The following is a 24,502-nucleotide window of genomic DNA, read 5'->3' as shown; positions in this document are numbered from 1 at the left end:
GAAGGGGCACGGCTTTAGCCGTGCCGTGAAGACTGCCGCAGGACAGGGCTTTTAGCCCCTGAGGGAAATTCTGCCCCCTTCCTCAGACCTCAACTTTTTTCAACCCGGGCGCCAGCGCGTTCAAAATAAGATACGCAATCAGATAAGCCGAGGCAGCCATGGCGAAAAGCGATGCATAGCTGTGCGTGATCTCCAGAATCTTTCCCGTTGTGATGGAAAGGAGAAATCCGCCCACCGACCCGGCCATGCCGCCAATGCCCACCACGCCGCCCACAGCGCTCTTCGGAAACATATCCGAAGCCGTCGTAAACAGGTTGGCTGACCACGCTTGGTGTGCCGCAGCCGCAAGGCTCAGCAGCGCAACCGCCATCCACTCCGAATTTGTCCGCCCGGCAAAGAAGATGGGCACAACCGCGACAGCATAGATCAGCATCGCCGTCAGGCGCGCCTTTGCCATCGCCATTCCTGTCCTGCGGTGGAAGAACGAAGGAAGCCAGCCGCCCCCAATGCTTCCGATCGCCGACGCGTTGTAAACAACAATCAGCGGCAGCCCCAGGTGCGACAGGTCCAGGTGAAAGCGCGCATTGAAAAACTTCGGCAGCCAGAAGAGATAGAACCACCAGAAAGGATCGGTAAGAAATTTCCCCATCGAGAAAGCCCACGTCTGTCTGCGCACAAAAAGCTTTCCCCATGAAATCTGCGCCGTCGGCTGAAATGGATCGGAGAGGATATGCTCCAGCTCAGGTGGATTGACCTTCGGGTGCTCTGTCGGCTTGCGGTAATGCGTCAGCCACCAGGTGATCCAGGTAAGGCTGAAGATGCCGGTTGCGAGAAACGCTGCGCGCCAGCCGAAGCGCAGCGTGATCCACGGAATCAAAGCTGGAGCAAGAATCGCGCCGACATTTGTACCTGAGTTGAAAATACCCGTCGCCAGCGAGCGCTCGCTCTGCGGGAACCATTCAGCAACAGTCTTAATGGCAGCCGGAAAGTTGCCCGACTCTCCAATCCCAAGAAAGAAGCGCGCAATGCCAAATCCCAGAGCCGAGCGCGCCAGCGCATGGCTCATCGCCGCAAGGCTCCAGATACCCATGATGACGGCATAGCCGATGCGCGTTCCCAGCTTATCGACCATGCGGCCCGCAAGAATCAGGCCGATCGCGTACGCCGCCTGAAACGCTCCGATAATGTAACCATACTGCGTCTCCGTCCAGCCAATGCTGTGCTGCAGCATCGGAGCCAGAAGACTCAGCACCTGCCGGTCCATGTAATTGATCGAAGTAGCGAAGAAAAGCAGTGCGCAGATTGTCCAACGCACATTGGTCTTACCAGGTTTGGCAACAGCCTGGTCAGAAAGCGGCTGAGATTCGGTCGAGTTCCCTGAGAGAGTCATGCAAACTGGCCTTCGCTTGGTTATATCTGCGTGTTGTAGCGATGGGCAAGACGAATCGCTGTCTCAGTCCCTATAAACGGTATGCTTTGCGCACGAGGTTTACTGTTAAATCCTGCGCCAGCTCGAAAGCCTCGTCTTCTTCCAGACGATGCTCGGCAACCAGCCGCGCTAGAAATGCGCAGTCCGTGCGCCGGGCCACATCATGGCGCGATGGAATGGAAAGAAACGCGCGCGTGTCATCGTTGAATCCAACCGTGTTGTAGAAGCCCGCCGTCTCCGTCGCCAGCTCGCGGAAGCGCATCATGCCTTCAGGGCTGTCGAAGAACCACCACGGCGGTCCCAGCCGCAGGCAAGGGTAATGCCCTGCCAGCGGAGCCAGCTCGCGGCTGTATGTCGACTCATCCAGAGTAAAAAGAATAATCGTCAGCGAAGGCTCGTTGCCGAATGCATCGAGCAGCGGCTTCAGCGCGTGAACATAATCCGTCGTCGTCGGAATGTCCGCGCCTGAGTCCCGTCCGTACTGCTCAAAGATTTTCTGGTTGTGATTGCGGAAGCTGCCTGGATGAATCTGCATCACCAGCCCATCCTCCACGCTCATGCGCGCCATCTCCGTCAGCATCTGCGCGCGGAAAAGTTCCTGCTGCTCGGTCGTCGCTTTTCCTGAAAGAACAATATCGAATAACGACGCAGCTTCCTTCGTGCTCAGGTTTGCCGTGTTCGCCGTAGGATGGCCATGATCGGTCGCCGTAGCTCCGAGCGTCTTGAAACGCTCGCGGCTCTTGCGCAGCGCATTCACATAGCCGCCCCATTTGGCCGTGTCCTCGCCTGTCAGCTCTCCTAGGCAGTCAATGTTCTTCCTGAATCCATCGAACGCAGGATCAACTACCGAATCAGGCCGGAACGTCGGCACAATACGCGCCTTCCAGCCCGACTCGCGGATAGCGCGATGATTCTCAAGCGTATCGAGCGGCGAATCCGTCGTAGCCAGCACTTCAATGCGAAAGCGCTCATAAAGCGCGCGCGGAAGAAACTCCGGCTGCTGCAGCTTCTCGTCGATCACGTCGTAATAATGGTCTGCATTGGCAGCGCTGAGCCGTTCCTCAAAACCAAAAAGTTTTTCAAATTCATAATCGAGCCACAGGCGCGACGGAGTGCCGCGGAAGAGATGATAATTCTCCGCAAAGATGCGCCAGATTTTGCGCGGATTCTTGGGCGCAGCCTCACGAATCCCCAGCTCTTTCATGGAGACGCCCTGGCTGTAAAGCATCCGGTAGACATAGTGGTCAGGCAGAATAAAAAGCTGCGTCGGGTTAGGGAAGGCCTCGTTCTTCGCAAACCAGGCAGCATCCGTATGCCCGTGCGGACTGATGATCGAAAGATCGCGAACCGTAGCGTAAAGGCGGCGCGCAATGCCGCGTGTTTCCGGGTCAGCAGGAAAAAGCCTGTCTTCGTGAAGGATTGCCATGGGCCTGTTCTTCCTTTGGGTATTCCGGCGGTGGTCTAACCACTACAAGTTAGCCTATCTCTGGTGGAACTTTCAAATTTGATGATAAAGTAGTTCGCCATGACGATAGAGTCGTGTTGAAGCAGTTCTCATTCAGATATAGTCCATCTTTAGATGAAGGTAGAAGCATCGGCCTTCAGGTTTAGAGGATGCTGAAAAAGTCGTAGTTTTGAAGGGGCACGACTTTAGTCGTGCCGTAAGGAACGTAAAATCAGTGCGGCTTTAGCCGCTGAGGGACTGTCTTTGAAACGAAGCCGATTTTTTCAGTAACCTCTTTAAACTCCGGAAATATGCAATCTCACTGGCAGGCGCGAAACGACCATGAGTGAAGCAAACCACAATCACGAAGCCCGCTTGACCATGCAGGTGGTCAACCACATCCGCAAATTGATTGAAGATGGAACGCTGCGCCCCGGCGATAAGATTCCTCCCGAGCGCGAGTTCGCCAAGAAGCTGAAGATCAGCCGCGCCAGTCTTCGCGCCGGGATCGGCCATCTCGCCGCCATGGGCGTGCTTAACGTGCGCCATGGCGTCGGAACCTTTGTTGCCGACGGTCCTCCCGCCCTCGGCGGCGCTTCTCTCGAATTGCTCAGCGTGCTCCATGGCTTCAAGCCGGCGCAGATGTTTGAAGCGCGCATGGTTCTTGAAAGCCATCTCGCTGCCCTGGCCGCAGAGCGCGGACGCGAACAGCACTTCACCGCGCTTGCCGAAGAGGTCACCGAAATGTACGCGACTTTCCAGGAGCCGCAGGAATATCTGATTCACGATATGCGCTTCCACCGCACCATCGCCGAAGCCTCCGGTAATCCGATTCTTGCCATCCTGATGGAGACCATCACTGCCGCGCTCTACGACGAGCGCCGCAAAACCGTGGAGCGTTCGCGCGACCTGAAGCAGTCAGCGGAAATCCATCGCGAAATTTACCGCGCCATCCGTTCGCGGAGCCCGAAAGAGGCGCGCGCTGTCATGGAGCGGCATCTCAAAATGGCTGAATCAGCCCAGGTGACCGAGCAGGCTTCGGCAAAAGATAAAAAGCGTACCTCCTCCACAAAGAAGGCCATCATTCGCAAGGTTTAGTCATATGGTTTGGAGTAGAAGTGTCGGGCTTCAAAGGGTTGCTGAAAAGTCATTGTTTTGAAGGGGCACGGCTTTAGCCGTGCCATAACCACAAGAATGCAGTGCGGCTTTAGCCGCTGAGGGACTGCTTTTCCGATGAAATGGACTCTTCCCCCAATCTCGCGGTTGAACGTATCAGACACTTCCTATAGTTGATCTCCATGCCTGATACAAAATACGATGTGCTCATTGTAGGAGCTGGCGTTGCCGGCTTGGCAGCTGCGTGCATCCTCGCAGAAGCGGGCAAACGCGTAGCCCTGCTCGAAGCCCGCGCGCGCATCGGCGGCCGTCTCTTCACCCTGCATGCCGATGGCTTCGACCTCCCCGTAGAGTTGGGCGCTGAATTTGTTCATGGCCGTCCCCCCGAGCTGTGGCAGCTCATCCATGAAGCTGGCCTCGAAAATTACGAGCTCCATGGCTCCAGCCTCTGTTTTGAACAGGACATTCTGCGCGAATGCCAGGAGATGCCCGCATTCGAGATATTGGAAGAACTGCAGAATGCAGAAGACACAAATTTTGCAGAATGGATCGCGCGTAAAAACCTGCCTGCAGAGATTGTTGAATCCGCCACAGCTTTCGTTGAAGGCTTCAACGCCGCTGACGCTTCAAAAATCGGAACCGCAGCATTGGCTAAGCAGCAGGTCGCAGAAGACGCCATCGAAGGCATGCGCGGATTCCGCCTTCAGCGCGGATATAGCGGAATCCCCGGCTATCTGCTGAACCGCTTCGAAGAAGCAGGCGGAGAAATTTTCTTTTCCACCGCAGTGCGGTCTGTTGAGTGGCAAGGCGGAAACGTCCGCGTCAGGGCCATGCGCGGCGACCATCATCCAAGCTCATTCGAAGTCCAACACTGCATCCTCACCTTGCCCCTAGGTGTTCTCCAGTCCGGCAGCGTGCGCTTCGATCCTGAACCGGTCCGTACATTGCAGGCCGCAGCGCAGATGGCCATGGGCACCGCCCGGCGCATCACGTTTCTCTTTCGTGAGCGGTTCTGGCAGAACAAATTTCCTGATGTAGGTTTCCTGTTTTCGCAGGAAGATCTCCCGCGCGTCTGGTGGACGCCCGCCCCCAGAACAACGCCGATGCTCACCGGCTGGATCGGCGGCCCGGCAGCACTGTCGCCTGCAGTTGCGAACAACGAGAGCCTGGCAAGCCTGAGCCTGCAGACCCTGGCAAAAATCTTCACCATCCCGGAACAGCATCTGCGCGAGTTATTAGTGAGCCAGCACACGCACGACTGGCAGCACGATCCATTCAGCCTCGGAGCCTACAGCTACGCTCCCGCCGGCGCGCTCCACGCCTCAGAGATCATGAGCGAGCCGGTCGAAGACACATTGTTTTTTGCCGGAGAACACACCGACACCACCGGCCACTGGGGAACAGTCCACGGAGCACTTCGTTCCGGACTGCGCGCAGCACAGCAGGTGCTCGCCCCCTAGAACGAATTAGGAGCGAATTAGTTTTTGGCTGGATCGAAAAACAATTTGTCATCCCGACCGGAGCGACTGTAAGGAGCGCAGTGGAGGGACCTGCAGTTGTATCGGCAGCCACATATACGGGTGCCCCAGGGTTCGCGAATCGGGGTCCCCACTATGCGCGGTTTTCGCATGGTGGGGTGAGAAGCTAACCTGGGGTAGTTCGGTGAATCAGCTCTTAGCGCTCAACAGCCCACGCCAACCCATCCGGCTCATGGCCTGCCTCGATGCGACCCACCGCCTGCAACGATTTCGTATCAATCACGGTTACATAATTGTCCGGCGAGCACGAAACAAACACGCGCTTGCCGTCGGGCTCCATAAGAATCCCCGCCGCGCCGCGGCCTGCAGGAATGCGTTTCACTTCCTTGTGCGTGCTGGCGTCGAATACCGCAACATCAGGCTTGCGCAGGCTTGAAATAAAGACAAGCTTTCCATCAGGAGTAAATTTCAGACGGTTCGCGCCCTCGACATTTGCCGCGAGCGTCTGTGCAACTTTCTTTGCGGCGATGTCGATGATGGACACGGTCCCGTCCTGGGCATTAGCAACCCATATCTCCCTGCCGTCGGGAGAAACATCAAATCCTTCCGAGCCTCTGCCTACCGGGATGACCGTCTCGTTCCAGTCGGTTCGATTGCCCGGAGGCGGCATATTCCGCGGCGCCGCTCCCGGACCCGGATTTGGACCAGCCCCCGGAGGCGGCCCCGGCGGAGTGACAGTAACCTTCTCAATGATGCTGATCGTGGCGGAATTTACATTCGTAGTGATAATGCGCTGCTGATCGGGAGAAACATAAATCATGTGCGTCCGGTTCTGGCCTGTGCCCAGAATCCAGTCAACCTTGTTCGTCGCCGGATCCAGCCGCGCAATGGATTTCGCAGCTTCGGCAGTGAACCACACTTTGCCGTCAACGAATGTAAGACCATGCGGACCGCGCAGTGGCCCGAGATCAACCGGGGGCAGCGCCTTCTGCCCAACCAGATCGATAACCGCCAGCGTGTTATACGCGCCAAAGCCGTAATTCGAGACATAAGCCAGCTTGCCATCCGTCGAGGCAATCACCTCATGCGGGTCTTTTCCCACAGGCATCCGCGCAATTACCTTCAGGCTCGCTGGATCGACAATTGAGAGTGTCTGGTCGACCTTCGAAAGCACCAGCAGCGCCGCCTTGGGCGTGCTCTGGGCCCACAGGCTCAGCGCAGCCAGAAGGCTGCACATCGCGATCGCACGAAAAATAGTTTTCATAGCTGCGGAACCTTTATATAGCAATGGACGAACCGGCACACAAAATTTCCCATACATCCGATGGCCCTGAAACCAACAGAACCATTAAGATCGCAAGTGATTCTGCATGGAGACAACCGAACAGCTCTCAGAAAAAACGCTGGCGCGCATCTCCGCCCGCCTGCTGCCTTTTCTTTTTACGCTCTATGTCTTTGCCTACCTCGACCGCGTCAACGTGGGATACGCCGCACTCTTCATCCGCCGCGAGCTCCACTTCAGTGACACCGTCTACGGCACAGGCGCAGGCCTCTTCTTCCTGAGCTACGCCCTCTTTGAAGTTCCAAGCAATCTCGTCCTGCTACGCCTTGGCCCGCGCCGTTGGATCGGCATCCTCATGCTCGTATGGGGCGTCATCTCCGCCAGCATGCCCCTGGTGCATACTCCCATCGCGTTCTACCTGCTGCGTTTTCTTCTCGGAGCAGCCGAGGCCGGATTCTTTCCCGGAATCGTCCTCTATCTTACCTACTGGTTTCCCCGCCGGCAGCGTGCGCGAGCGGTAGCGCTCTTCATGGCTGCGACCGCCATCGCCGGCGTCATCGGCGCGCCGCTTTCAGGCCTTCTGCTCCGGCTGGATGGGACCGCAGGCATCGCCGGATGGAAATGGCTCTTCGTCGGTGAAGGCCTGCCATCGATCCTGCTTGGTTCGTTCGTGTTTCTGGTGCTGACCGATTCTCCCGAGCAGGCGCACTGGCTCGATCCCGATGAGCGATCATGGCTCAGCGAAACGCTGGCCGCCGAGCACGCAACCATCTCGGCCTCGCATTCCGTGCACCTGCGCGATGTGTGGCGCAACACCGTGCTGTGGCAGCTGGCTTTCATTTATTTTGCGATCAGCGTCGGTCTCTACAGCCTGAGCCTCTGGCTGCCGGTTGTGCTCAAGCAGCTTTCCCATGCCTCCGATCTGCGTGTGATTCTGCTCACTGCCGTGCCCTACCTGCTGGCCGCCATTGCCATGATCCTTATCGCGCGTTCGTCCGACCGGAAGCAGGAGCGCAAAGGGCATCTTGTCGTAAGCCTGCTCGGCGCAGCCTCTGGATTCGCCCTGAGCGTCATCCTCCAGAGCCCATGGATGGCGATGGCCGCGCTTTTTCTCGCCGTTGCCGGCATCTGGGGCTGCTTCGGGCCCTTCTGGGCATTGCCTACAGCGATGCTGCGGGGAACCGCAGCCGCAGGCGGCATCGCCATTATCAATTCCATTGGAGCGCTTGGCGGATTCTGCGGATCCTATGTGATGGGCCGCGCCAGCGACGCCACGCACAGCTTCCACGCCGCGCTGGCTGCGGTCGCAGGCCTGCTTCTTATTGCCGCGGTGATCGCATATTTTCTGCGCACAGAATGAGTTCCGAATCGGAATTCGAGAGTGCATGCTAAGATACCGTGGTTCACGGCATCGCCTCGAAACCAGTAAAATAGAAGAGACGATGAAATTTCTGGCGATTCTCCGGGCTAATTCACCTCGAAAAACCAGCGTTTTGAACACCTTCAGGCGAACGTCTGCGCGAGAATCGATGCCGGCAATTTCCGGACAAAAAATATGAGTGCTACCAGGCTGGAACCTTCCCATTCTGACTTACAGCAAGCCTCGCAAAATCGCGAGCAGATCTTCGATGCTTTTCGCCGCTGGGGATATCTCCAGGCACAACTTGATCCTCTAGGCCAATACCTCTCTCCTGAACCGATTCCCGATCTCGATTTCGATGGCGAAGATGCCGACGAAGCCCGCAGCTGCTACTGCGGCACCATCGCAGCCGAGTTCATGCATATTCCCAACCGCGAGCAGCGGCAGTGGATCGTCGATCGTCTCGAATCTCCAGCTCCAAAGGCGAACCAGAAGCGCATTCTCGACCTGCTCATCCGGGCTGACATCTTCGAGCAGGTCATCCAGTCCCGCTATCTCGGGACCAAAAGGTTTTCGCTCGAAGGCGTAACCGCGCTCATTCCGTTTCTCGATGAGCTGCTCAACCGGGCGAGCGAGCTTGGCGCAGAGAAGAGCGTGATGGGTATGAGCCATCGCGGACGCCTCAGTGTCATGGTCAACACCTTCGGCAAGTCTCCGGCAGACATCTTTTCTAAGTTTGAAGACGTCGATCCCCGCAGCATTCTCGGCGGCGGCGACGTGAAGTACCACGTCGGCGCGACCGGTGCCTACAAAACCCGCGACGGAAAAACCATGGCGCTGCATCTGGTCTCGAACCCGAGCCATCTTGAAGCCGTCGATCCCGTTGTCGCCGGCCGGGCGCGCGCCAAGCAGGTCCGCTACGGTGCGGAAGGCACAGTCCGTGTGCTGCCTGTCGGCATCCACGGCGATGCGGCCTTTGCCGGGCAGGGCATCTGGGCTGAGACATTGAACCTCGGCGCAGTCGAAGGCTTCTCCATCGGCGGCACCGTCCACATCATCGTCAACAATCTGCTCGGATTCACCGCTGAGCCGGAAGAATCGAATTCATCGCGCTTCGCCTCCGACATCGCCAAGCGCCTGCCCATTCCCATCTTCCACGTCAACGCTGAAGACCCCGAAGCCGTCGTCCGCGTGGCCACTCTCGCCGCCGAGTACCGCTACACTTTCAAGACTGACGTAGTCGTGGACCTCATCGGCTACCGCCGCCACGGGCACAGCGAAGTTGACGATCCGACCATCACGCAGCCTCTGCGCTACGCCAAAATCAAGGACCATCCGCCGCTCTACGAAATCTACGCGAAGAAACTTGGCGCAAACGTGAGCGAGCGCGTGCGCGAGCTGCAGGCTGAGTTCACCGAGGCGCAGCGCACCGCAACCAAGATGCAGAAGATGCCGACGCTCGCCGTGCTTCCCGATTACTGGTCGCACTTTACCGGCGGCAAATACAAGCCTGAGTACGAAGTCGAGACCAGCCTGAGCGCGGAGGAAGTCGGCGAAATCTCTGCGGGCATTGCCAGAGCCCCGGAGGGTTTCCACGTTCATCCCAAAATCCAGAAATTACTGGACCAGCGCCTGGAAATGGGCCAGGGCAAGCGGCCCTTCGATTACGGCATGGCTGAAGCTGTTGCCATCGGTTCGCTGCTCAAAGCCGGAGTGCCGGTCCGCCTCAGCGGGCAGGACAGCCAGCGCGGCACCTTCAACCAGCGCCACAGCATCCTCATCGACATTGAGAACGAGCAGCTGCACATTCCGCTCAACCATCTCACCCCGGACCAGGCAAAGTTTGAGGTTTACAATTCCGTTCTTTCCGAAGCCGGCGTGCTCGGCTTCGAATATGGCTACAGCCGCGACTATCCCGAAACATTAGTCATGTGGGAGGCGCAGTTTGGCGACTTCGCCAACGGCGCGCAGATCATCATCGACCAGTTCATCTCCTCCGGCGAAGACAAGTGGGGGCTGCTGGGCGGCGTGACCATGCTGCTGCCGCACGGCTATGAAGGCCAGGGGCCGGAACACTCGAGCGCGCGCATCGAGCGCTACCTGCAGCTTGCCGCGCATGACAACATGCAGATTTGCCAGCCCTCGACGGCCGCGCAGTACTTCCATCTGCTGCGGCGCCAGGCGCTGCGCAAGTGGCGCAAGCCGCTTATCATCTTCACGCCCAAGAGCATGCTGCGGCACCCCGATGCGGTCTCGCCCATCGAAGATTTTGCTCAACCGCACTTCCTCAACGTGATCCCGGAAACCGAAATCACGAGCGCCAAGCGCCTGCTCATCTGCACCGGCAAAATCGGCCACGAGCTGCGCGTCGAGCGCGAAAAGCGCAAGGACGGCACGACAGGCATCGTCTTTGTCGAGCAGCTCTATCCCTGGCCCGAGGCCGAGCTGGTCGCCGCGATCAAGGCGCATCCCAATGCCCACGAAGTGATCTGGGTGCAGGAAGAGCCGGAGAATATGGGAGCCCTGTCCTTCGTCATGCCGCGCCTGAAGCGTCTGGCGCGCGACCGCCAGGTGCTGAGCATCAAGCGCTCAGCCGCTGCCAGCCCGGCGACGGGATCAGGCAAGGCCCACGAACTGGAGCAAAAGACCCTGATCGGGCTTGCCCTCGGCCCCAGCCTGAAAGAGAAGGCCGGGCAGCGATAATTGCAAATGAGGGGTCTGACAAGTCCAGAGTTTAAAACCCATGTCAAGCCCCCAAACTGCGCAAAATCCGCGCAACCCAAACAAACCAAAGCAAAAACAGAAGAAAAATAGTTGTCATAGTATTACGGCGAAAATTGGTAAACTGGAAATAGAGAGAAAAAGCCCGCCGTATGGCGGGCTTTCCTGTTTTCAGGATTTATTTAGTTTGTCATCCTGAGCGGAGCAACGTGGACCGGGGTTCCCGGACTGCGCGCTGTTCGCAGGGTGGGGGAGTCGAAGGACCCCCACGAACTCGAAGAGCTTGCCCTGAACTTGTCGAAGGGTTCGTGGGAGGTCGGCCAAAGGCCGACGGGATATACATCGAGACGAGTCAACCGATGGAAAGCCATAACCCCAGGAATTGGTCATCCTGACCCTGAGTGCAACGAAGGAGAAGGATCCATACATGGCATCGAGCCCCACAACATCCGGCAGCTTTCCACCACGAATACGGATATCCCAAGCCGAAAGACCGCCGCCGGAAGGTAACAAAAAAATAGACCCCCCGCTAAATACAAGAAAACATTATAGTAGTGCACAACCAATAGAAGAATCAACAACATAGCAGAGGGTCGCCCCCGCTATCTCACTGAAAACAAACAATCCCCGTAAAACAGGGGGGGAGGGGGTACCCCCTCATGCTCCCGCAAAACCTGCCGCCAGAAATATATCCAACTCCTGGTGGTGGCTGCCGATGCGAAAGGACGGTCGTTGCTACGCAACGATTCGCAGGAACGTTTTGATTTCGGTCAGCTAGATTCCACTTGTTCCTGCGGGTCCTTCTACTCCCCCTTCACTCCGTTCAGGTTTCGCTCCGGCTGACAATTCTTACATGCCTTGACACGTATATGCTTTTAGAGGTATATAAAGTGACGTGGAATCTGTATTCGAAATTATTGCGGAGCCGAACCGTCGCGCGATCCTGGGCCTTCTGGTCTCGTCAGAGCAGTCGGTAGGAGAGATCGAGCGCCAGCTTCGCATGTCGCAGCCGACGGTGTCCAAGCACCTGCGGGTGCTGCGCGAGGCTGGTTTCGTGGAATCGACGGTGGACGCACAGCGCCGTCTTTACCGGCTGAGACCAGAACCGTTTCAGGAGGTGGATATGTGGCTGGCTCAGTTCCGCAGGTTCTGGGAAGTTCATGTGGATGCTCTCGAATGCCACCTCGACCGCATGGATTCCCACCCCACGGACGAAGATCTGTCCGCGGAGCCACGGCCATCAACGAAAACGAAGGCTACACCAACGAAAAGGAAAACGTAGTAATGCGGCATCGTCCGCAAATCTGAGAATGCGAGGAAACCAATGAAGATCAAACTGACCAGTGTGTATGTCGATGACCAGGAGAAGGCTCTGCGCTTCTATACCGAAGTGCTGGGTTTTGTGAAGAAGGCCGATTTCAGTCAGGGGCCATTTCGCTGGCTGACTGTGGCCTCAGCAGAGGAGCCGGACGGCACAGAGCTGCAGCTGACACTCAACGACAAACCGGCGGCCAGGGCCTACCAGCAGGCCCTGTTGCAGGCAGGCCAGCCCGCAGCCATGTTCTACACCGACGACGTGCAGGCCGATTACGAACGCATGAAAGCGCACGGCGCCGAATTCACCATGCCGCCGACAGACGTGACGGCCTCGAAGATCGCCATGCTGAACGACACCTGCGGCAATCTCATTCAGCTCGTGCAGCTGATGCACTGGCAGGGCTGACGTTCAAGGAGAAAATGAATGACCGATCGCGTGCAGTATGAACCGGGTCCGGCCAGCGGGGCGCAGGTACGGAAGGACGGAGAGAAGTGGACGCTCATTCTCACGAGAGAACTGCGCCACTCGCCGGAGAAAGTCTGGCAGGCGCTGACCGATCCGGCTCAGCTGCGCGAGTGGGCGCCCTTTGAGGTCGATGGGAATCTGGGCACGGTGGGAACCACGGTGAAACTCACCTGGGCGGGGACGGCGCAGGTTTCCGAAACAATGGTGACGATAGCAGAGGCTCCCAGAGTGCTTGAGTACCACGATATCCGGTGGGAACTTGAACCGCTCGGCAGCGGCACGCGCCTGACGCTATGGCACAATATCGATCGCCGCTTCATCTCGTGGGGAGCTGCAGGCTGGCACATCTGCTTCGACGTGCTGGATCGGCTTCTTGCGGGCGAGCCAATTGGGCACATTGTCGGTCCCGACGTTATGAAGTTCAGCGGCTGGCAGCGATTGACTGCCGAATACGCAAAACAGTTCGACGCTGAGGCGCCCGGCGCTTCGAAGCGTGGAGCATAATTAAGTGCGGGAATGGGAGCTGCGTATGGAATCTGCTGCTGCATTCATCGATGAGAAGATTAAGCAACTCGGGGACTGGCGCGGGAAGACGCTCGCGAAGGTGCGCGGAATCATACACGAGGCTGACCCTGAGATTGTGGAGGAGTGGAAGTGGGCCAAGGCGACATCACCGGGTACTCCTGTCTTCTCCCACGGCGGCATCATCTGCACGGGAGAGACGTACAAGGATGTCGTCAAAATGACGTTTGCCAGGGGAGCCGCGTTGAAGGACCCTGCAGGTCTGTTCAACTCCAGCCTTGAAGGGAATGTGAGGCGCGCCATCGATATTCACGAAGGCGATAAGATCAATGAGGCGGCGTTGAAGGATCTTATCCGCGCTGCAGTGGCGTTTAATCTCGAAGGCAAGAGCAAGGCGAAGCCTCGGCGAGCGGACAGCAAACGGGCTGATTAAGAATGAGGCGGCTCATCCGTTTTCGGTACGGATGAGCCGCCTGTTGCTTTGGTTTATGCGAGGTCGAAGCGGTCCAGGTTCATCACCTTTGCCCAGGCTGCTGCGAAGTCCTCAGCGAATTTCTGTCCGGCGTCGCTGCTGGCGTAGACCTCAGCGACGGCGCGGAGCTGGGAGTTGGAGCCGAAGACGAGATCGACGACGGTGCCGGTCCACTTCACCTTGCCTGTCTTGCGGTCGCGTCCTTCCAGTACACTTTCGTCCTTCGCAGATTTCTGCCATGCCGTGCTCATGTCGAGCAGGTTCACGAAGAAGTCATTGGTCAGGGTCTCAGGCTTGCTGGTGAAGACGCCGTGCTGCGATTGTCCGAAGTTCGCGTCCAGGACTCGCAGACCGCCGATCAGGACGGCCATCTCGGGAGCGGTAAGGGTCAGAAGCTGCGCCTTGTCGATCAGCAGGTCGGCGACATGTGGCTCCAGCCCTGCCTGGACGTAGTTGCGGAAGCCGTCTGCCTTGGGCTCGAGCAGAGCGAAGGAAGCGACGTCGGTCTGCTCCTGCGAGGCATCGGTGCGGCCCGGCGCAAAGGGGACCTTCACGTCGTGACCGGCCTTCTTGGCCGCCGCTTCAACAGCAGCAGAACCGGCGAGAACGATCAGGTCGGCGAGCGAGACATTTCTGCCCTTGCTGCCGTTGGTCTGCGAGCTGTTGAACTCCTGCTGGATGGCTTCGAGTTTCGAAATCACCTTCTGGAGCTCGGCGGGCTGGTTTACTTCCCAGTCCTTCTGAGGTTCAAGCCGGATGCGCGCGCCATTGGCGCCGCCGCGCTTGTCGCCGCCACGGAAGGTGGAGGCTGAAGCCCACGCGGCTGAAACGAGCTGGGAGATAGACAGGCCGGAAGCAAGAATCTTGGCCTTCAGTGCTTCGATGTCCTTTTCGTTGATCAGCTCGTGATCGATGGCCGGGACGGGATCCTGCCAGATGAGCACTTCTTCGGGCACGAGTGGTCCAAGATAGCGGGCACGCGGACCCATGTCGCGATGCGTCAGCTTGAACCATGCGCGGGCGAAGGCATCGGCAAACAGATCGGGATTCTCGTAGAAGCGCCGGGAGATTTTTTCGTACTCGGGATCGACGCGCAGGGAGATGTCCGTGGTCAGCATGGATGGCGCACGACGCTTAGACGAATCAAATGCATCCGGAATCGTATTGGCGCCTGCATCACCCTTCGGCTTCCACTGGTGCGCTCCAGCCGGGCTCTTCGTCAGTTCCCATTCGTAGCCGAACAGGTTCCAGAAAAAGTTGTTGCTCCATTTTGTCGGCGTGGAGGTCCAGGTGACCTCGATGCCGCTGGTGATCGCATCACGGCCAACACCGGTGCCGTAGCTGTTCTTCCAGCCAAGACCCTGCTGCTCGATAGGAGAACCTTCAGGCTCGGGGCCGACATGGCTGGCCGGCGCAGCGCCGTGGGTCTTGCCGAAAGTGTGCCCGCCAGCAATCAAGGCGACAGTCTCTTCGTCATTCATCGCCATGCGTCCGAAAGTGTCGCGGATATCTTTAGCTGCCGCGACCGGATCGGGTTTGCCTTCCGGGCCTTCGGGGTTGACATAGATCAGACCCATGGTGGTGGCGCCGTACGGGTTTGCGAGATCGCGTTGACCGGAATAGCGCTTGTCCGTGCCCAGCCATGTAGTCTCCAGTCCCCAGTTGACGTCCTGATCTGGTTCCCAGACGTCTTCGCGGCCACCGGCAAAACCGAAGGTCTTGAAACCCATCGATTCGAGCGCGACATTGCCGGCGAGGATCATCAGGTCGGCCCAGGAAATCTTTTTGCCGTATTTCTGCTTGATGGGCCACAGGAGGCGGCGCGCCTTGTCGAGGCTGACGTTGTCAGGCCAGCTGTTGAGAGGAGCGAAGCGCTGCTGGCCGCGACCGGCGCCGCCACGGCCATCGCCGATGCGGTAGGTGCCCGCACTGTGCCAGGCCATGCGGATGAATAATGGTCCATAGTGGCCGAAGTCGGCCGGCCACCAATCCTGCGAATCGGTCATGAGGCCACGAAGATCCTTGATGACAGCATCCAGATCAAGGCTCTTGAACTCTTCAGCGTAGTTGAATTCCTCGTGCATGGGATTGGACAGTGAGGAATGCTGGTGCAGAATCCCCAGGTTCAACTGTTCAGGCCACCAGTCACTGTTCGTTGTTCCCGAGCCATTGGCTTGATGGAATGGGCACTTCGTTTCGGTCGACATTTTCATCTCCTGTAGTCGTCTGCAACTGCGGCTGACGAGCACGTTCAGTATAAGTTTTGGCCAGCAGTGTGGATGAGACTTCTTATCTATAGTTTTGATTGCTGAAAACTATTGAAAAGGAGGGCTCCAAGGGCATTGCCCTGAAGACGATAGATGAGAGGTTTGATTAAGTGTCCATTAATAAAAACAAGCCAGCTTCTAATTACCGGCAGACAACAGGCAAAAATGCAGGGCGTGCAGACTAAGCCCGCCCTGCAAGGTAGTCGCGACTTGCGGTTACTGCTGGAAGTTGACGGTAAGTGGCAGCGCAGAATTGGATGGAATACCGTTCGCGTTGCAGCTGAACGTTAGATCCAGAGGATCTGTGCTGTCGGTGGTTGAAAAACCATTTCCTAATGGGGGATTTCCGACGCCGTTGGCCAGTCCCAAAGCGGAGAAATACGCGCCTGTAATGACGCCGTGCGAAGCACCGCCACTGCATGCAGGAGCCGGTGCTGATCCCTGGTAGACAAACGGACCCGGAACGAAGGATGGGTTGTTCGCCGGAGTCGAATAAGTCTGGTTTTCCGGCATCGGAATGGTAAGTGTGTAGGAAGTTCCATCGAAGCATTGGACATCTGTCTGCACGGTCGCGCCTATCACCCCAACCGTTGCTGCCGGATGCTTGCCGCCGACTGCCAGTCGATAGCCTCCCTGGACGGGCTTGCCCTCACTGGCTACCAGAGGCAACAAACCAACATTGTTCAATGACATGACTACAGTCCCGCCTGTGTTCCAGTCATTTGGGAATTTCGGACCGCTGTTTGGATTTCCTCCCCACCACCATGTCCAGCGCTTTGCATCGAGAGTCGGGAATGGGGTGACTTCAATATCTGAGCCGGCTGACGTCTGACCGAGCATGAATTTGTTAACGAAGCTTGCGACTGCCGGAGCTTCGGCTGGCAGCGTTGCGCAGTGCTGGTGGCCGCCGTCGATATAGAAACCGAACCGGTCTCCGATGCCCAACGTGTTATATATCTCCTGCGTTGCCCGTGCCGAGACATAATTGGATCGATTGGACAGCCAATAAAAATCCGTGTTGCCTGTCTCGAGCAATGCTCTGGGCGCAACCATGGCCATGAGTTCATGATGGTCCACCGGCAGCTTGTATATGTTGTCGCCGGCGAACTGTTTCATTTGACCGGCGAACCAGTTGTAGTCGGTGTCGTCGACATCTTCTACTGAACCCTGGGCCTCAATCTCATGCGAGACGCGCCATGATGGTGCGCCGCCGCCGCCGTTTTCCTGGGCAATGGTAAGAGCAACCCGCTCGTCGAATGCCCCGGCAAAAAGCGCCATCTTTCCGGCATAGGAGCATCCAGTGACTGCCAGATGACTCACATCGATGGGCAGGGGATTGACGGCCTGATGACTGGCGATTTCTATGCCATCGATGAGGCGGCTCACTCCCCAGGACCAGGCGGCGTATTGTCCCGAATTGCTGGTGCCGCTGCTGCACACTCCAGCGCAAAGCTCAGGATAGAGCTGGTAGAACGGGTCCGTGGAATGGTCACTCGGAGAGGTAAACGAGTAATTAGTTACGTTGTTATGAACAAAGTCAATGGTTGCGACCGGGAGATTCGTAAAAACACTGGAGGGGAGACTGCCGTAATTGGGCCCGCTGGGACTGGGAAAGAAGGTCATAGCGATCACTGCAGGAAACGGGCCGCTGCCCATTCCTGATGGAAGCCAGACACCTGACGTCAGAGTCAACGATTTCCCATTCCTGGTGACGACTACTGTCAGAGTGCCTCTGGCTGTCGCCGCCGATCCTGGAGCTGGGGGCACCCAGTTCGCTGTAATGGTGCAGTCCGAGCAATCAGGCCTGGTGCCGATCTCGTATTTTTCGATTGCGGCCCTGATCTCGTTACGCCGGAGCTCCCAGTCCGTGAACCAGGGCTGGCGCAATCTGTCGTTGGACTGGAAAGGATCCGGCAGAGGCCGAATGATCGGAAGCTTGCCGAAAGATGGAAAGACAGGAGCCCGGAAGTGCGCACCCGTGTTCTCAACTTTATAAACCAGCGGAGTGCTGGAGTCGCCCCACGTCTTCTCCTGGGCTGATGCTTTTGGTGCTGCAGCTGACACCAGCAGTACCAGCATCAGCGCAAGAGACACTTTGGCAAGATTGGAAGACATAGCGAGGTGCGAATTTGTAAGTGCATTACCAAGGAAAGTCGTGAGCCGCAGCACTGCCGGCCCGATCCACATCAAGCAAAGACTTCTCATAGGCTTTTCCTCACGCAGGGGGAGGGCAGGGGAGTTCTTTCCACTGGCCCGGTTAGGAGGCCGTATTTAACGCGCCTCGCCACGTTGAAGCACCGTCACGGCCATGCATGCGGCGGAGCTGCTTCGCCGGGCGTTGGTTTGCGGCCGGCGTCAGTCCTATTTAATTTGCGTCACAAACGATATGCAGAATAGCTTTATGCTGTCAAGGAAAATGACGATATTTGCAGAATGAAAATCGATATAGCCTAAAAATTCACATATCGAATTATTGACAAAAACATTTCAAAAAGGACGCGATTTTTCCGGCTTTTTCTGAAGCGGATACGGTAGGCGGCGTGATGATGCTCAGGGCTGTGTTGTTGTGACAGGACAACAGGACTGAACTATAGGTTCGAGCCGAAGGCCAGCAGGCGGCCGTCGCAATCTTTCAGGACAAACTCTCGCGAGCGCCATGGCATGTTGGCAAGCTCGCGAGTGAACTCCACACCTTTGGCGGCGTACTCGGCATAAAGCGCGTCTGCATCTTCAACAAAGATGTAGGCGTCGAGCAGTTCGTCCGCATATTTGTTGGGGTTGGGCGTGGGAGGCTCAGCGCAGCGAAAGTGAATCGCATGTTGATCGCGCGCCGCGATGGCATAGACCGGTGGATCCTGCCATGTTCCCAGACATTCGAAGCCCAGCTTTTCCTTGTAATAGGTAAGCGTGCCTGGGATGTCCGTGGTGAAAAACAGAGGCGCGATCTGACGGATCATAGACACCAAGTGTACAGTAGCACCTCTGTTGCGACCATTGCATCGGCTGTCAACAAAATATTAAGGATAGCGAGTATTCATGTGATTAATCAGCATTCCCGCCAATACAAAGAAAAGAATCACAAGGACAAATCCGCATGGAACGAGTATGCCTTCATAGAGCACATTCCACTTGCTGTTCTGTCTCATTCCGTTTTCTGCCCGTATATTTGCCGGGTCAAGAAAAGGGTCGGTCTTGAGTTGATGAAGATTCATGATACGTTCGTTTCGTCAGACTGATGTTGTTACGCACCACTAGTAAATTCAGGTTTCTGCATTGCAGGTTACCTGCTAACTTCTGCCTTAAGCTTCTGACTGTCAGCTTCGGAATGAGTTGAGCTATTGGCGTCTGGAGCGGATGTTATCTGTTCTCGCCACACCCGGATAATTGTTACCAGTTCGGGTTTGGAAAACTTTGTAAGTTTGGTGATGGGTTCTCCTGCTTTTGCATTCAGGGGGCGAACCACTGTTGCCTCGTTTACTCCAGGCAGGATGCGAAGAAAGACGTTATGTTGCGGCTTTGGTTCTCCAGGCGCAACCGTTGAAGCCATTCGCAATTCACCATGCGGCTTCATATGCGGCACTGCATACACACTGCAGTTGCCATCTTTGAGCAGTTCTCGGACCAGGTCTTTTACCAGATCGGATTGATTCACCTTGAACTCAATACCATGTATGTTCGGCATTGGAACTATCTCCTCTCCAATACAATTGCGATGCTACTGCTAAATCACTAAAAAAGATGTAAGTGCGTCTAAGTCAAGGATAGCTATTATTCAGGGTTGATGGGATATTTATAGATTTCTTATAGAAGACCTAAACTAAGAGATATGCCTTAACTATTTCTTTATGGATTTCGAGCTCTACTGGAGAAGAGGAGATATCTGGTTCGGATAAGATAGCGTGAGAACCACGATGAAACCAAGAAGCCAGTTCAACCCGTACCCGACGGGAGCCGGATCATAGTGGCGACGTCAGTTCTGGCAAGGGACACTCCCAAAACCTCGGAATCCTTAGTCCGGCACTTAACTCCTGCGGACCTGCCTCATATCACTGCAATCTACGCCAGGTTTGTATTATCGAGCACGGCGACCATGGAAATTACTGCTCCGGATGAGTCGGAGATGTTAAGGCGGTGGCGAGCTGTTCGAGATCTTGGTTTGCCTTATCTTGTCGCAGAGCTCGAAGGTTACATTGTGGGCTATTGTTACGCGTCTCAGTTCCGCGCGCGTGAAGGCTATCGTTACACCGTGGAAGACTCAATTTATGTCCGCCCGGATTGCATCGGTCATGGAGTTGGCAAGGCGCTGCTGTCCCAGCTGATTGCGGAGTGCCGGACAAAAGGTTGCCACTCGATGGTTGCCTGTATCTGTGGGATGAATCCATCCTCCGTTGCCTTGCATGCGTTGCTCGGATTCCAGCAGGTCGGGTTGCTGCCTGATGCAGGCCGGAAGTTTGGAGAATGGGTGCGTCTGTTGATGATGCAGCGTAGCTTGCAGTGATGTGCGACAGCATGCTGTCGCACTCAGGATGAGATATTGTGGGGCCACGCGCTGTGCCCCACTTTGATGAGACGAGACCTATGGCTTATACCGCGGAGGCGGTCAGAGTACTGGCTTCAGCATGCTCTTTTTCGGCCAGAGAGAGGCACTCCTCGAAAATGTCGAGGGCGATGGCAGCTTCGTGCTCGTTGACGATAAGCGGAGGGGCCAGACGGATTGAGGTTTCGCCGCAGCCGAGGATCAGCAGGCCGCGCTCGAAGGCGAGCTCGACGATGCGGTCACGCAGCTGAGGAGCTGCTTCGCGGGTGGTCTGGTCTTTGACGATCTCGATGCCGATCATCAGGCCGCGTCCGCGCACGTCGCCTACGGTGGGATGCTTTGCCGGCCACTCGCGGAGGCGCGACAGCATCTGGTCGCCGATTTTTGTTGCGTTGGCAATGCCTTCGCGCTCGACGATGTCCATGGTGGCGAGAGCGGCGGCGATGGAGACGGGGTTTCCGCCAAAGGTCGAAGCATGCGAGCCGGGTTTCCAGTCCATGATGTCGGCGCGCGTCATGCAGATGCCAAGGGGCATTCCGGAGGCGATGCCTTTGGCCATGCAGACAATATCGGGCTCAACGCCGGTATGCTCGATGGCCCACCACTTGCCGGTGCGGCCTGCTCCAGATTGCACTTCGTCGGCGACGAGGAGGATGCCGTACTTGTCGCAGATGCGGCGCAGCTCCTGCATGAAGATGGTGGGAGCGACGACGTAGCCGCCTTCTCCCTGGATGGGTTCGACGAAGATGGCGGCGACTTCTTCAGGGGCGAGGGTGGTCTTGAAGAGCTTTTCTTCGATGTACCGGGCGCAGCCGAGCGCGAATTTTTCTTCGTCCTGCTGTCCTCCGCTGCAGCCGCGATAGGCGTAGGGGTAGCGGACGTGGGTGACTCCGGGAACGAGTGGTGAGAAGCGGCGGCGCTGCTGCGGCTTGGACGCGGTGAGAGAGAGCGCGCCCATGGTGCGTCCGTGAAAGGCGCCGAAGAAGGCGATGATGTGCTGGCGCTGGGTGTGGTAGCGCGCGATCTTGAGGGCGCACTCGACGGCCTCGGCTCCGGAGTTGCCATAGTAGAAGCGGTGCGGACCGGGCATGGGAGCGACGGCGGAGAGGCGCTCGGCGAAAGTGACCAGCGACTCGTAGTAGAAATCTGTGCCGGAAATATGGATGAGCTCGGCGGCCTGCTTCTGGATGGCGGCGACGACTTCAGGATGGCAGTGCCCGGTGGAAGTGACGGCGATGCCGGCGGCGAAGTCGAGGAACTGGTTGCCGTCCACGTCTGCAATGCGCACGCCCTTGCCGGACTTTGCCACGAGTGGATAGGAGCGGGTGTAGCTGGGGGAGATGAGGCGGTCGTCGGCATCGACGATGCGCCTGGCGTTGGGGCCGGGAAGCGGACCGTTGAGTTTCGGGCCGAATTTCTTGAGGATTTCAGTCGTCTGCATGGGGTTCTCCTTAGGGGCCTGTCGTGCGTTGCATTGAAATGGGCTTATGGGAGAAGTCTCTCTTCTGGTCATGGATGCTCTTTGAGCGACTTGGTCGCTGGATCGGAGAGCGCCACGGGCAGCGGTGACTAGTCGCTGCCGAAGAGGCTAGGTCGTGTGCGGGTGGGCAGGACGCGGTCGATCGAGCGTACACGGGTCCTGCTCCAGCTAGGGGAGCTGGAGACGGAAGCCGTCATGTGCCGCGGAGTGCGCATCGCTTTGCCTGTTGAGGTGAGAATAGCATGCGGGTGTTGGGGGTGGGAAGGATTACGGGCGTGACGTGATGTGTCAGTTTGAAGACTGCAGAGGAAAAGCTTCACGCAGAGGACTCGGAGTTTACGCGGAGGCCGCAGAGGAAAACTTCTTTTACCACAGAGAGCACAGAGGACACATAGGTAACTTGCCCGAGTCCGTGATGCACCTGAACGCAATCGCGTTGATATGCGAGCGCTCTATATCTGCATCTGTGGAGTTTATAGTCTGGCGAAGCGGCGGATGCTGTAGGAGATCGGCAGACCGACCACGACCATATGTATAAGCAATCCCTGAATCAGATCGTGGAGTTCGTAAGGGCCTCGGGCATGAAGGGCGGAGAGCGGCAGGACGATGAGGTTCATGACTTCTTCGACTGCGGCTCCATAGAAGAGACCGCAGATAAGAGGGTGTTCCGTCAGAAAAGTGAGTCTTCGGCTGACCGCATAGTAAAAGGCGGTGAAAGAGAAGGCGATGAAGAAGTGGAGGAATACTCCAAGAATGAAGGCCCCGGTGCCTCCGTGGCTAGCCTGCGGCCCTAACAGTCCGCCGGCGATCGAGAGGGGAATGTCCCATCCGAAGAGGATGGAGGCCTGGGTGAGGTCGAGGGTTCCGGCGATCAGTCCTCCGGTAGCGATGGCTACGAGGGCGCTCTTAGCTTCTGTCATTCGTTGTCTCCAAGGTTGTTCAGTGGCTTACGATAGCGAGGGAAGTATGGGAAGTCCTGAAGCCGGTCTGAATTACTCTGAATCCTTCTGAAAGGTCTCTGATGGAAGGCCAAACTCCTACGCGGTTGCGCATCGGCGAGTGGTGTGTGCACCCGGCTTCGGGTGAGATTTCGCGGGGTGAAGAGACGGTACAGCTCGAAACGCGGGCGATGAGGCTGCTCGTATGTCTGGCGGAACGGGCCGGCCAGGTGGTGAGCATCGATGATCTTCTGAACCATGTCTGGTCGGGCGTGAATGTGAGTCAGGACTCGGTGTATCAGGCGGTAGCGTCACTTCGCCGCGCGTTGGAGGATGATCCGAAACAGCCAGCTTACATCGCAACGGTTCCGCGGCTTGGATACCGGATGGTGGCGACGGTTGGTCCATGGGCGGAGCCTGCAGCGGAGATCACGACTACAACGTCCGGTTGGCGCCGCAGGATTGGCTTGACTGGCGGTGCTGTCGCTGTTCTTAGCCTTGTGCTCGTTTTTGCTTTTCTGTTTCGTGGCAAAACAGCCGATCAGCATGCAGCCGTTGCGGCGGCTGCTTCGGAGCCGCAGAAATCGATTGCAGTGCTGCCGTTTCTCGACCTTACTGAAGGGATGAAAGAAGAAGAGTTTGCCGATGGCATGACGGAAGAGCTGATCGACAGGCTCAGCAAGGTTCCGGGGCTGCGGATTCCTCCGCCTACGTCGTCGTTCTATTACAAAGGCAAGCAGGTTCCTGTTGCGGAAGTGGCAAAGGCGCTGGGAGTGGCTTATGTACTGGATGGAAGCGTGCGGAAGTCGGGCGACAGGCTGCGGGTGGCGGCGCGGCTGGTGCGTGCGGACAACGGATATGTGGTCTGGTCGGAGACGTATGACCGGCCATTCCACGATGTGCTGATGGTGCAGGATGACATTGCCGGCGAAGCGGTAAAGGCGCTTGAGACCTCGATTGGGAAATAGCTATCCGGCTTTGCGGAAGGTAAGGTTGATACGGCAGCGGCCAAGGGCTGGGTGATTGCCTTCCTTTAACGATGTAATGCCGTGATAGCGCAGTCTGGCGGGGCCGCCCCAGACAACGACATCGCCGTTGGTGAGCGGGATGCGCTGCTGCTTGTCAGAGCGCTTCAGACCGCCGAAGAGGAAGACGGCAGGCAGACCGAGCGAGACGGAGACGATAGGCTGGGTATAGTCCTGTTCGTCCTTGTCCTGATGGAGCGAGAGCTTCGCTCCGGGCTCGTAGCGGTTGACGAGGCAGGCGTCGGGGAGGAAGCCGGGGAATCCGGCTTCGGCAGCTGCGGTTTTTGCGAGGGTAGAGAACGTCTCCGGCATTGTAGGCCAGGGTTTTCCGCTTTCAGGGTCGGCGGGCGAGTAGCGATAGCCGGTGCGGTCAGTGATCCAGCCCAAGGGACCACAGTTGGTCATAGCGACAGACATGCGGTATCCACCAGGAGTGGTCATGTGGCGGAAAGGGGCTTTGGCTATTACATCATTGAGTGCGGCGAGGATTGCAGTTTCATTGGGCAGGGCGAAGGTGTGGAGTAGGTAGGCTCTGGGGGCTAGTTCTTCTTTCTTCAGTTCGACGGGTTGGAAGAGGTTTAAGGTCATGGTTTCTTCCTGTCTAACAGAGTAAATTCCTGGAGTGAGTATCCCGCGAACTCCGGAAAT

General features: G+C 57.3%; 21 protein-coding genes. 10 read left to right on the top strand and 11 right to left on the bottom strand.

The annotated features are described in order from the left end of the window. Positions 1 to 82: 82 nt before the first annotated feature. Both AC5S16_RS14945 and uxaC read right to left on the bottom strand, forming a co-directional pair. Positions 83 to 1,390: an MFS transporter gene (locus tag AC5S16_RS14945; protein WP_493930880.1), complete on the bottom strand. Its 1,308-nt coding sequence runs from the start codon at positions 1,388 to 1,390 to the stop codon at positions 83 to 85. Between the two features lie 70 nt (positions 1,391 to 1,460). Next, entirely contained in the window at positions 1,461 to 2,855 is a 1,395-nt protein-coding gene (uxaC, locus tag AC5S16_RS14940) for a glucuronate isomerase (protein WP_493930879.1), read from the bottom strand. Positions 2,856 to 3,215: 360 nt separating this feature from the next. Between uxaC and AC5S16_RS14935 the strand changes: the two genes are divergently transcribed. Together AC5S16_RS14935 and AC5S16_RS14930 are read left to right on the top strand one after the other, a co-directional pair. Further along, complete coding sequence (locus tag AC5S16_RS14935; protein ID WP_493930878.1) at positions 3,216 to 3,971, top strand: FadR/GntR family transcriptional regulator; 756 nt, start codon at positions 3,216 to 3,218, stop codon at positions 3,969 to 3,971. Between the two features lie 200 nt (positions 3,972 to 4,171). Next, complete coding sequence (locus AC5S16_RS14930) at positions 4,172 to 5,449, top strand: flavin monoamine oxidase family protein (protein WP_493930877.1); 1,278 nt, start codon at positions 4,172 to 4,174, stop codon at positions 5,447 to 5,449. A gap of 214 nt (positions 5,450 to 5,663) precedes the next feature. Here AC5S16_RS14930 and AC5S16_RS14925 read toward each other — a convergent pair whose 3' ends face one another. Continuing rightward, the gene (locus AC5S16_RS14925) at positions 5,664 to 6,731 is read right to left on the bottom strand and encodes a YncE family protein (RefSeq protein ID WP_493930876.1); all 1,068 of its coding nucleotides are present in this window, start codon (positions 6,729 to 6,731) and stop codon (positions 5,664 to 5,666) included. A gap of 106 nt (positions 6,732 to 6,837) precedes the next feature. On the opposite strand from AC5S16_RS14925, the gene AC5S16_RS14920 reads away from it, so the two are divergent. The 6 genes from AC5S16_RS14920 to AC5S16_RS14895 all read left to right on the top strand — a co-directional run bounded on the left by AC5S16_RS14920 (position 6,838) and on the right by AC5S16_RS14895 (position 13,568). Next, the gene (locus AC5S16_RS14920) at positions 6,838 to 8,109 is read left to right on the top strand and encodes an MFS transporter (RefSeq protein ID WP_493930875.1); all 1,272 of its coding nucleotides are present in this window, start codon (positions 6,838 to 6,840) and stop codon (positions 8,107 to 8,109) included. A 195-nt stretch (positions 8,110 to 8,304) separates the two neighbouring features. Next, positions 8,305 to 10,812 carry a 2-oxoglutarate dehydrogenase E1 component gene (locus tag AC5S16_RS14915; RefSeq protein ID WP_493930874.1) on the top strand — a complete coding sequence of 836 codons (2,508 nt, stop codon included), beginning with the start codon at positions 8,305 to 8,307 and terminating at the stop codon, positions 10,810 to 10,812. Positions 10,813 to 11,725: 913 nt separating this feature from the next. Continuing rightward, on the top strand, positions 11,726 to 12,112 hold the full coding sequence (locus AC5S16_RS14910; RefSeq protein WP_493930873.1) for an ArsR/SmtB family transcription factor: 387 nt from the start codon (positions 11,726 to 11,728) through the stop codon (positions 12,110 to 12,112). A gap of 42 nt (positions 12,113 to 12,154) precedes the next feature. Next, a complete protein-coding gene (locus AC5S16_RS14905; RefSeq protein ID WP_493930872.1) occupies positions 12,155 to 12,553 on the top strand; it encodes a VOC family protein in 399 nt (132 codons plus the stop codon). 18 nt (positions 12,554 to 12,571) lie between these two features. Next, positions 12,572 to 13,117 (top strand): SRPBCC family protein, encoded by a 546-nt coding sequence (locus AC5S16_RS14900; protein ID WP_493930871.1) that lies wholly within the window; start codon positions 12,572 to 12,574, stop codon positions 13,115 to 13,117. 25 nt (positions 13,118 to 13,142) lie between these two features. Then, positions 13,143 to 13,568: a DUF1801 domain-containing protein gene (locus AC5S16_RS14895; RefSeq protein ID WP_493930870.1), complete on the top strand. Its 426-nt coding sequence runs from the start codon at positions 13,143 to 13,145 to the stop codon at positions 13,566 to 13,568. 53 nt (positions 13,569 to 13,621) lie between these two features. Here the strand turns inward: AC5S16_RS14895 and katG are convergent, their stop codons facing one another. The 5 genes from katG to AC5S16_RS14870 form a co-directional block, all read right to left on the bottom strand. Next, complete coding sequence (gene katG, locus AC5S16_RS14890) at positions 13,622 to 15,814, bottom strand: catalase/peroxidase HPI (protein ID WP_493930869.1); 2,193 nt, start codon at positions 15,812 to 15,814, stop codon at positions 13,622 to 13,624. Positions 15,815 to 16,090: 276 nt separating this feature from the next. After that, positions 16,091 to 18,079 (bottom strand): glucuronyl esterase domain-containing protein, encoded by a 1,989-nt coding sequence (locus AC5S16_RS14885; protein ID WP_493930868.1) that lies wholly within the window; start codon positions 18,077 to 18,079, stop codon positions 16,091 to 16,093. A 383-nt stretch (positions 18,080 to 18,462) separates the two neighbouring features. Beyond that, positions 18,463 to 18,831 (bottom strand): VOC family protein, encoded by a 369-nt coding sequence (locus tag AC5S16_RS14880; protein WP_493930946.1) that lies wholly within the window; start codon positions 18,829 to 18,831, stop codon positions 18,463 to 18,465. Between the two features lie 60 nt (positions 18,832 to 18,891). Next, positions 18,892 to 19,086: a hypothetical protein gene (locus AC5S16_RS14875; protein WP_493930867.1), complete on the bottom strand. Its 195-nt coding sequence runs from the start codon at positions 19,084 to 19,086 to the stop codon at positions 18,892 to 18,894. A 68-nt stretch (positions 19,087 to 19,154) separates the two neighbouring features. Continuing rightward, the gene (locus AC5S16_RS14870) at positions 19,155 to 19,556 is read right to left on the bottom strand and encodes a CRISPR-associated protein Cas5 (protein WP_493930866.1); all 402 of its coding nucleotides are present in this window, start codon (positions 19,554 to 19,556) and stop codon (positions 19,155 to 19,157) included. A 279-nt stretch (positions 19,557 to 19,835) separates the two neighbouring features. On the opposite strand from AC5S16_RS14870, the gene AC5S16_RS14865 reads away from it, so the two are divergent. Further along, positions 19,836 to 20,372, top strand: coding sequence for a GNAT family N-acetyltransferase (locus tag AC5S16_RS14865; RefSeq protein WP_493930865.1), 537 nt, complete (start codon positions 19,836 to 19,838; stop codon positions 20,370 to 20,372). An 85-nt stretch (positions 20,373 to 20,457) separates the two neighbouring features. Here the strand turns inward: AC5S16_RS14865 and AC5S16_RS14860 are convergent, their stop codons facing one another. Further along, complete coding sequence (locus AC5S16_RS14860) at positions 20,458 to 21,852, bottom strand: acetyl ornithine aminotransferase family protein (RefSeq protein ID WP_493930864.1); 1,395 nt, start codon at positions 21,850 to 21,852, stop codon at positions 20,458 to 20,460. Between the two features lie 512 nt (positions 21,853 to 22,364). After that, positions 22,365 to 22,811: a hypothetical protein gene (locus AC5S16_RS14855; RefSeq protein ID WP_493930863.1), complete on the bottom strand. Its 447-nt coding sequence runs from the start codon at positions 22,809 to 22,811 to the stop codon at positions 22,365 to 22,367. A 101-nt stretch (positions 22,812 to 22,912) separates the two neighbouring features. Between AC5S16_RS14855 and AC5S16_RS14850 the strand changes: the two genes are divergently transcribed. Further along, positions 22,913 to 23,797 (top strand): winged helix-turn-helix domain-containing protein, encoded by an 885-nt coding sequence (locus tag AC5S16_RS14850; RefSeq protein WP_493930862.1) that lies wholly within the window; start codon positions 22,913 to 22,915, stop codon positions 23,795 to 23,797. Here the strand turns inward: AC5S16_RS14850 and alkB are convergent, their stop codons facing one another. After that, positions 23,798 to 24,442 carry a DNA oxidative demethylase AlkB gene (gene alkB, locus AC5S16_RS14845; RefSeq protein WP_493930861.1) on the bottom strand — a complete coding sequence of 215 codons (645 nt, stop codon included), beginning with the start codon at positions 24,440 to 24,442 and terminating at the stop codon, positions 23,798 to 23,800. Positions 24,443 to 24,502: the final 60 nt, after the last annotated feature.

It is taken from the genome of Acidobacterium sp. FHG110202_01 (assembly GCF_059115305.1).
This window is presented reverse-complemented; position numbering and strand designations above follow the sequence as displayed.

Coding starts and splice junctions, on each gene's coding strand:
- AC5S16_RS14945 (WP_493930880.1), bottom strand. CDS start 1,390: ATGACTCTCTCAGGGAACTCGACCGAATCTCAGCCGCTTTCTGACCAG.
- uxaC (WP_493930879.1), bottom strand. CDS start 2,855: ATGGCAATCCTTCACGAAGACAGGCTTTTTCCTGCTGACCCGGAAACA.
- AC5S16_RS14935 (WP_493930878.1), top strand. CDS start 3,216: ATGAGTGAAGCAAACCACAATCACGAAGCCCGCTTGACCATGCAGGTG.
- AC5S16_RS14930 (WP_493930877.1), top strand. CDS start 4,172: ATGCCTGATACAAAATACGATGTGCTCATTGTAGGAGCTGGCGTTGCC.
- AC5S16_RS14925 (WP_493930876.1), bottom strand. CDS start 6,731: ATGAAAACTATTTTTCGTGCGATCGCGATGTGCAGCCTTCTGGCTGCG.
- AC5S16_RS14920 (WP_493930875.1), top strand. CDS start 6,838: ATGGAGACAACCGAACAGCTCTCAGAAAAAACGCTGGCGCGCATCTCC.
- AC5S16_RS14915 (WP_493930874.1), top strand. CDS start 8,305: ATGAGTGCTACCAGGCTGGAACCTTCCCATTCTGACTTACAGCAAGCC.
- AC5S16_RS14905 (WP_493930872.1), top strand. CDS start 12,155: ATGAAGATCAAACTGACCAGTGTGTATGTCGATGACCAGGAGAAGGCT.
- AC5S16_RS14900 (WP_493930871.1), top strand. CDS start 12,572: ATGACCGATCGCGTGCAGTATGAACCGGGTCCGGCCAGCGGGGCGCAG.
- AC5S16_RS14895 (WP_493930870.1), top strand. CDS start 13,143: ATGGAATCTGCTGCTGCATTCATCGATGAGAAGATTAAGCAACTCGGG.
- katG (WP_493930869.1), bottom strand. CDS start 15,814: ATGTCGACCGAAACGAAGTGCCCATTCCATCAAGCCAATGGCTCGGGA.
- AC5S16_RS14885 (WP_493930868.1), bottom strand. CDS start 18,079: ATGAGAAGTCTTTGCTTGATGTGGATCGGGCCGGCAGTGCTGCGGCTC.
- AC5S16_RS14880 (WP_493930946.1), bottom strand. CDS start 18,831: ATGATCCGTCAGATCGCGCCTCTGTTTTTCACCACGGACATCCCAGGC.
- AC5S16_RS14875 (WP_493930867.1), bottom strand. CDS start 19,086: ATGAATCTTCATCAACTCAAGACCGACCCTTTTCTTGACCCGGCAAAT.
- AC5S16_RS14870 (WP_493930866.1), bottom strand. CDS start 19,556: ATGCCGAACATACATGGTATTGAGTTCAAGGTGAATCAATCCGATCTG.
- AC5S16_RS14860 (WP_493930864.1), bottom strand. CDS start 21,852: ATGCAGACGACTGAAATCCTCAAGAAATTCGGCCCGAAACTCAACGGT.
- AC5S16_RS14855 (WP_493930863.1), bottom strand. CDS start 22,811: ATGACAGAAGCTAAGAGCGCCCTCGTAGCCATCGCTACCGGAGGACTG.
- AC5S16_RS14850 (WP_493930862.1), top strand. CDS start 22,913: ATGGAAGGCCAAACTCCTACGCGGTTGCGCATCGGCGAGTGGTGTGTG.
- alkB (WP_493930861.1), bottom strand. CDS start 24,442: ATGACCTTAAACCTCTTCCAACCCGTCGAACTGAAGAAAGAAGAACTA.